This window comes from Acidithrix ferrooxidans (assembly GCF_000949295.1).
Lineage (GTDB): Bacteria > Actinomycetota > Acidimicrobiia > Acidimicrobiales > Acidimicrobiaceae > Acidithrix > Acidithrix ferrooxidans.
In genome coordinates this window covers 1-7,882 of sequence record NZ_JXYS01000105.1, presented here as the reverse complement: position 1 = coordinate 7,882, position 7,882 = coordinate 1, and the positions used below count along the sequence as shown (strand labels likewise).

The following is a 7,882-nucleotide window of genomic DNA, read 5'->3' as shown; positions in this document are numbered from 1 at the left end:
GCCATTCCACCTGATAAAGCTGGCCAACACTCGCCTTGATGAGGTGAGAAGAAGGGGTACAACAGAACATCCTTGGTCACAGAGGCAGGGGTGGGGATCCCCTCTATCGCATCCGGCGACTCCTGACTATGGCCAAGGAGAGACTCACCGAGGGTGCCAACGCCAAACTTACTCACCTACTTGAACTAGGTGACCCAGACAACGAGGTAGCTACCGCATGGAGAGCCAAGGAGTCCTTACGAGAGCTCTATACCTATCGTGACCCAAAACTCGCTAGTGACCACCTCGATGCTCTTATCAGTGACTTCACCGACAACCAACGACCCCCCGAGGTCCAACTACTTGGGAGAACCTTGAAAAGCTGGCATGATGAGATCCTGGCCTGGCACACGTCCTTCGTGACCAATGGACCGACAGAGTCGATGAACAACCTCATTAAGCGGATTAAGCGCATCGCCTTTGGGATGACGAACTTTGCGAACTTTAGAATCAGAGCGCTCTTGGCGGCTGGTAAGCCTGACTGGTCACTACTAGCTACTGTTACCCCGGTGACAACGCAGATCTCTAGCGCACTTGGTTCGTAACAGGAACCAACCAACCCAATAAGTAAGACACCAGGGAGAACCCCCTTGGCCCCTCTTACCCGTTCACGGGTTGTGTAGCCTAGACCTCTCCGAATGACGGCTTCAATCTGGCCAATCACCTCAGAACGCTCAATAACTTGCCGATTCCTGGTCGATCTTGGTACCGGAATACCGCTTATTTCCGAAGATCCCTAATTCTCGTTGGGTAATGTCTGTTGCTACTTTTATGACGCCAATTAATGTGCCATCTAGATCAACAACGGGCATGTAGGTAGCTTCGAGGTAGATGCTTGATCCAGATTTAGTTACCCGTTCGATCTTGTCAGAGAAGAAAATTCCATCATTTAGGCGCCGCCACAGTTCCTTGTAGTCACTTGAAGAGGCGAAATGTCGCGTGCATAGTTCACTATGATGACGGCCGATTAGGTCTGATATCTCATAATTGACAGCATTGGCGAATAGTCGATTTACCCATAGAACATTGCCTCTCGTATCAAAGGCGATCATGGCCATATGTTTTTCCAACGCCGCGAGAGCCACCTCGGGACTAAATACACTTCCTAGCGAACTAGAAGTGGCGCCGCCTTTACTTTGCAGAAAAGGTTCCCTCGTGGGGACTTCAGTTAAAGACACCCCGTCTCCTCTCGAATTTTCCTAATGTAAAGATGCCAGCTCGTTTTGAAGCTCGATAGTATTTATTTTTAGACCAAAAATAAGCATTTCTCTTGAGCTTTCTTCGAGCAAAATAATTTTGGTTAGGCAAATCTACTTTGTATCATTTCGTCAATTCGACGGCATTTTATTAGAGATATTTTCGAGATTTGAATAATTATTTTCAGAAGAGGGCTCAACGTGATAAATATGACTCCTATTCTGATCTTTAACAGCTGACTCGCGATAGTCGCGGATTCAAATCTACCTTCGCGACTATGGTTCGATCCAAGCCTCAGCTCTGGGGCAATACGGCGCAGACAGATAACAACGACCATCACGTGGGAACTTTCTGTGGGCCCTTTTTTAGGTATTCTTAAAATAAGGGGGTGTGGCGCTGGCCTTTATGTATGGGTGATCGTTTGGTGATGGGTCCTAAGCGACAAATGCGCTCAATCCAAAACTGGTGGGCAAAGCAAGATTCGAATGATGGATGCAGTTCGTCAGATCTTTTTTTTGGAGATTTTCGATGCGTCAATTTGACTGCTTTTTAGCCAATCTTTAGTGGACAATAATTTGAATCGGCTTCTCTGTGGTGAATTGTTGGTTTTGGAGTCCGCTTTATTTGCTTGGATGATCGTAGATTTTTTCGTTTTAAAAGCTGCGCTGTTGACAATCGGAGATTTTTATTCTTCGAGTGGCTTGACGATGTTACTTAGTGGTAACATAGTAAGTGGATTTATAGATACTTTATGTTGTGAGGTCTAAATGGGCGATTTTTCCCTAAAACTAAATGAAGACCAGATTTCGATTCAGAAATGGGTCCATGATTTTGCCGAAAATGTTATTCGACCGGCTGCCCAGGAGTGGGATGAGCGCGAGGAGACTCCGTGGCCCATCATTCAAGAGGCGGCTAATGCTGGATTGTACTCTTTTGATTTTTTGGCGACATGTTATGGAGACAAGACGGGGCTGATGCTTGCGTTGGTAAACGAGGAGATGTCCTGGGGTGATGCCGGAATTGCTCTAGCGATCTTTGGGTCTACATTGGGTGTGGCTGGGATCATGGCCAATGGCACGCCAGAACAGATAGGCGAATGGGTTCCGCAGTGTTTTGGGACTCCGGAAAAGCCACAACTGGCCGCTTTTGCGGTTACCGAGCCAGACGCAGGTTCTGATGTATCGTCGCTTCGAACACGTGCAACCTACAACGAAGCCAACGACACCTGGACCGTAAACGGTACCAAGACTTGGATTACCAACGGAGGCATAGCTGATATTCATGTAGTTGTGGCTACTGTAGATCCAACTCTTGGCTCTCGAGGCCAGGCTTCTTTTGTAATACCACCGAAAACTCCAGGTCTTTCGATGGGTCAGAAATTTAAAAAGATGGGAATTCGAGCTTCACATACGGCTGAAGTTATCCTCGATAATGTCACGATTCCCTCGTCGATGCTACTTGGAGGAAAAGAGAAACTTGACGAGCGTCTCGCTCGAGCACGTGAAGGTAAGAGATCTTCTTCCCAGGCGGCAATGGCTACTTTTGAGGCATCCAGGCCAATGGTGGGTGCACAAGCGGTGGGAATTGCCCGAGCTGCCTATGAGTACTCGCTCGATTACGCCAAGGAACGCAAGCAATTTGGTAAGGCGATCATTGAGAATCAAGGTATCGCCTTTAAGCTCGCAGATATGGCTATGCGAGTGGAGGCCTCTCGTCTATTGGTTTGGAGAGCTGCAAATATGGCAGCGACACATGTTCCCTTTACTAAAGGTGAGGGATCAATGTCCAAACTCTATGCGGGTGAGACAGCCGTTTGGGTTACTGAACAGGCTATTCAAATCTTAGGCGGTTATGGTTACGTTAGAGAGTACCCAGTTGAGCGCTGGCACCGAGATTCGAAGATCTATACGATCTTTGAGGGTACAAGTGAGATTCAGCGGCTGATAATTTCAAGAGCAATTTCGGGTGTAACCATCCGCTAGGCCTCGCTCTTCTAGAGTATCTGCAATGGCTCCGCTGTTGTGGAGATTTTAGGTGTGAACCTGAGGTTTCTTTCGCGCTAGGACTGCTTTTTTCTTTGTCTTTGCAATTAGGAAAAATAATCGATAATTCGCGCCGCTCATCTTGGCTCTTTGTAGTTATGAGCGGCGCGTAATATTTAAGGTTTACCATATGGCGACGGTGATCTTTGGTGGGGAAATTTAACTATTGAGTGCTTTTAGCTGTCATTCCCTGGCTCTCGCTGGATACCCCTTAGTCCAGCCCAGGCAAGTTCTGCCACTCGCGTAGCCCACATTGGTCCATTGGTATCAGTAAATGAAGTTACGCCGGGGTCACTTGTCTCAATCTCACGAAGCCATCGCCGCACTGTTCCTTCGGCTAGCGAGATAACTCCAAGCGCTAGGAAGCGACGGTGAGCCTCAGAGATGTCTGCATCTATCTGGCTGGTGACGAGGTCTGATATTTCATTTTCAATTCTAGATATTTCCATTTGAAATTCGACATCTAGACGCTGGCCTGAGCCAAAGAGTAGCTCGTATCCGGCTCTGTTATCATGAGCGAACTGAAAGTAACTCATATACCCACGCGACACTCGCTCGTGTACCGTCTTAGCGCCGGTGGTAGCGTCTCTAATAACATTGCAGAGTTCTATGCCGACAAGATTTAAAAGCTCAAGATATAGTGCGCGTTTTGAGGCAAAGTGTTGGTAGATAACGGGTTTCGTTATTCCAGCTGAGGTTGCGATCTCTTGCATCGATGTCGCATGAAAGCCCTTTTGCGAAAAGTGCCATAGGGCGTGTTTTAGAAGCAGTCGCTTTCTTTGGTCTCCAGGCAACCTTAATTGTCGCTCTGAATTCTGATCTACAACTTCATGGATCTTAGATTCCAAATGGACCTTCTAGTTGGTTGGGGATGATTGGAAATACATACCTTCTATATAAATTACCATGCGGTAGCTTAGCGCCTTCAATTTGAGTCAAGGATCCTTGGGCTGAGATCGTGCTTTTGATAAATTGTAAGATGTCTGAAATAAACGTCACTGTGATTAGTTGATTTAAAGCTTGCTTTTGTTGCTTGATGAACAATTGCTTGGGATATTCCGGCGGTTGACTACTATTTTAATCCACAAATGACATGGGACTACTGGAGCTAGAGAAATGATGATGACGGTCGATTCCGTGGGCCAAGAGCGACGTTTTTTTGCGAGCTCCCTTAGTGGGAGACGACCTGGCAAATGCGACTTGCTTAGATCTCGGTAGGTATTGTTTGTAGTTTGGCGTTATTTGTCGCTTGATTAGTTATAGAGTTTGGAAACAGTCGATTTTCTGCACCGCTTGAAATGGCGGGTATGGCAAGACCAGTCATTTTTATGCCAAAGTTTCTAGGTTTCTTTTCTCTTAGCGGTCGGAGATCTTGCTAGCGTTGAGATCCAGGATGATTGTCCTCGGGGAGTTCCAACTCCTGTTTGTCTCATCAAGCATTCTTCTTTGTGCTCTTTCGATACCACCTTGGGAGTTTAGAGTTGTGGAGATTGAAATGCCATCGCCAGACGCTATTCATTGTCTTGGATATCACAAAGGGATAGCCAGGACAATGATTAAATAACCGCTAGATCTATCAGTTGCCCATAAGGTCTAGGACAGGGTTAGCATAGTGCTAGTAATGGACTATGGCGTTTAGGTTCACGCCCATCTCGCGAGGCTAATGCGATTGGGACGAAAGTCGCAGTATCGGCTCAATGCTGTACTTTAACTATCTTTGCATACATCCCAGCTAGCAGTTACGTGCCTCAGGGCGAATGATATTTGCGACGTTGCCCTAGGGAGATCCCCGCGCGAGCACTTACAATCATCGACATCGCCCCAGAAACCACCTTGGTGAGTTATCGATGGCTTATCGAGTGAGCTTTTTGTACTTCATCCGATGAGGTCGATCCGCGTCGATGCCAAGGCGTCGGTGGTGATCGGCTTCATAGTCCGAGAAGTTTCCTTCAAACCAGCGGACCTCTGCTTCTCCCTCAAAGGCAAGTATGTGTGTCGCAACCCGATCCAAGAACCATCGATCGTGACTGATCACCACTGCACAGCCAGGAAAAGTCAGTAGGCCATCTTCAAGTGCCCGGAGCGTGTCGACGTCGAGATCATTCGTTGGTTCGTCTAAAAGGAGTAAGTTTCCACCAGTTCGCAGTACCTTGGCGAGTTGTACCCGGTTTCGTTCTCCACCAGAGATCTCCCCGACACGCTTTTGCTGTGAACTTCCTTTGAAGCCAAAGCTCGCCACGTAGGCCCGTGCATGGATCTCTCTGCTTCCCACTATGATTCGCTCGATGCCGCCCGTGATTTCGTCAAAGACGGTTGCCGCCGGGTTAAGCGTGTCCCTTGATTGGTCGAGATAGGCAAGAGCCACTGTTGCGCCAACTTCGATTGTACCGCTGTCAGGTTGTTCTAGGCCAACCACCAATTTGAACAGTGTCGTCTTCCCTGCACCATTCGGACCTATGACACCAACAATTCCCCCTGGTGGGAGGCGAAACTCAAGGTCTTCGATGAGCAAGCGGTCGCCGAATCCTTTGGTGAGCCCGCTTGCGTTGACCACGTTGTCGCCCAAGCGGGGTCCTGGTGGAATTGCGATCTCCAAGACATCGCCTCGTCGATCTGCTGCTTCGGCCTCTGCCACCAGCTCATTAAAGGCGTTGACTCTAGCTTTACCCTTGCTCTGGCGGGCTCGAGGTGACATTCGAATCCACTCGAGTTCACGAGCGAGCGCTGCCTGACGTGCCCGATCCGTTTTTTCCTCAGAGGCGAGGCGCGCCTGTTTTTGCTCAAGCCATGAGGAGTAATTTCCTTCCCAGGGGATGCCTCGACCACGATCGAGTTCAAGGATCCAAGAAGCAACGTTGTCGAGAAAGTATCGGTCGTGCGTGATGGCGATCACTGTGCCGCTATAGTCCTGCAGCGTCCGCTCCAACCATGCTACTGACTCAGCATCGAGATGGTTCGTTGGCTCGTCTAAAAGGAGGAGGTCAGGCTTTGCCAGAAGTAATCGGCAAAGGGCAACTCGACGTCGCTCTCCTCCAGAGAGGGTTGTTACGTCGGCATCCGGTGGCGGGAGACGGAGTGCATCCATGGCGACTTCGAGAGTGCGTTCAAGATCCCAGCCTTGTAATGCGTCAATTCTGGTCTGAAGATCACCCTGTTCGGCCAGCAGAGAATCGAAATCCGCCTCTGGATCAGAAAATGCTTCACATACATCATTGAATCTGGCCAAGAGATCCAGCTGCTCTTTTAGGACTTCTGCGACATTGCCCGCGACGTCCTTTGTTGGGTCAAGGAGCGGTTCTTGGGGGAGGTAGCCTACGGTGAACCCGGGAGTGAGTCGGGCCTCACCGCTGTAACCGTCGTCTAGTCCAGCCATTATTCGAAGGAGTGAGGACTTGCCTGATCCGTTCGCTCCGATTACGCCAATCTTTGCTCCTGGGTAGAACGATAGATTGATGTCCTTGAGGACCTCGCGATCGGGTTGGTAGAAGCGACCGAGATTGCGAGTAGTAAAGATATGTTGAGCAACCATGACCTCTAGTCTCACCTGTGAGCAGTGATTTTCCTTCACTTCGAACAAATTTTTTCCATAAATGAGTCGCATCGACATATCCGTATGTCTATTTGTCCGCAGATAAGGCCAAAGCGCCACCCTTGAGTAACTGCAAAGTCCGTCACGGACCTTGCAGGAAAGGCATTTCATCAGGGTCTTCCTCCGTGTGGAGTACCCGACCTCGATGAACCATTCGTTGCGCCGCTCCAAAATCCCTACGCATGCGTATGTACTCTTTTTCTTTTCGCTCTGGCCGGTCTAGTACTTTGCGTCTTATCCATAGATGCCGAACAAAGACGAATCGATGGTTGCCCATCTCCCATGGACATCTTGCGCTGTCGTGGTTTACTTTGAGATCTTCTGTGGATTGTAGCCGTAGTATCCACTTGGATACTACGGACTTCCGGTTCGCCTTGGAACTTCTTAGCGAGAATCTTTCTCACTTGTAACTATTCAGGAGGGCTGGGCAATAGTGGTGTTGGCAGTACAGCTAGAAAGTTATCCCTACTTTCGACGTGCGTCATGAATGAAAGAGGTTGTAAATCATGTAGAAGCTGATAACAATCACACTGCAATGCTACATAGATGATGGAGGTAGGCCCTCCGGGATCGCCTTTTGGGAGGAGATTCCAAACCACCGTACGGGGCATTAGCTAAAGACTGTTGTCCAAAGCGGTACTAAAAAAGTTAGAGCAATGACTCTTTCAGGTATGAGTTAAGAAGACGAGTGAAAACAAACCACTGACGAAGCGTTCGAAATTGGTATGGATGATGTCGAAACCGAGGGACGTCGAACTTTCGGGACAACTTGGAGACTAACCCAATTAGTGCTCCTTGGGCATCCGGCGTGTAGGTGGCGTGAGCTTAACATCAGGCGTTTATGTGGAACATGAGAACCCAGTCCTAGACGTTCTTGGCTAAGCCCACATGGGCTAAGCCCAAAGATGAGGAAAAACCTACAAGTTGCAGATCAACAAGAGGGAAAGTACCAAATGCCTATGGATTGGGGGTCGGACCATCCCCGTAGTAGCTACGAAGTCCTTGTAATGAGGAT

Annotated in this window: 6 protein-coding genes; 3 read left to right on the top strand and 3 right to left on the bottom strand. The window is 48.7% G+C overall.

The window, feature by feature from the left end:
* Together AXFE_RS20855 and AXFE_RS15415 are read left to right on the top strand one after the other, a co-directional pair.
* Positions 1–184 (top strand): transposase (locus tag AXFE_RS20855; protein ID WP_235347855.1); only part of this gene is annotated, 184 nt, incomplete at its 5' end.
* Positions 129–584: a transposase gene (locus AXFE_RS15415; protein ID WP_052604599.1), complete on the top strand. Its 456-nt coding sequence runs from the start codon at positions 129–131 to the stop codon at positions 582–584. The genes AXFE_RS20855 and AXFE_RS15415, both read left to right, overlap by 56 nt.
* 129 nt (positions 585–713) lie before the next feature.
* Here AXFE_RS15415 and AXFE_RS15410 read toward each other — a convergent pair whose 3' ends face one another.
* Entirely contained in the window at positions 714–1,217 is a 504-nt protein-coding gene (locus AXFE_RS15410) for a PAS domain-containing protein (RefSeq protein WP_052606840.1), read from the bottom strand.
* A gap of 786 nt (positions 1,218–2,003) precedes the next feature.
* On the opposite strand from AXFE_RS15410, the gene AXFE_RS15400 reads away from it, so the two are divergent.
* Complete coding sequence (locus AXFE_RS15400; RefSeq protein WP_052606838.1) at positions 2,004–3,218, top strand: acyl-CoA dehydrogenase family protein; 1,215 nt, start codon at positions 2,004–2,006, stop codon at positions 3,216–3,218.
* Between the two features lie 236 nt (positions 3,219–3,454).
* Here AXFE_RS15400 and AXFE_RS15395 read toward each other — a convergent pair whose 3' ends face one another.
* Together AXFE_RS15395 and ettA are read right to left on the bottom strand one after the other, a co-directional pair.
* Positions 3,455–4,126, bottom strand: coding sequence for a TetR/AcrR family transcriptional regulator (locus AXFE_RS15395; protein ID WP_052606837.1), 672 nt, complete (start codon positions 4,124–4,126; stop codon positions 3,455–3,457).
* A gap of 1,004 nt (positions 4,127–5,130) precedes the next feature.
* Positions 5,131–6,807, bottom strand: a complete 1,677-nt coding sequence (ettA, locus tag AXFE_RS15385; RefSeq protein ID WP_052606841.1) for an energy-dependent translational throttle protein EttA — start codon at positions 6,805–6,807, stop codon at positions 5,131–5,133.
* Between the last annotated feature and the right edge of the window lie 1,075 nt (positions 6,808–7,882).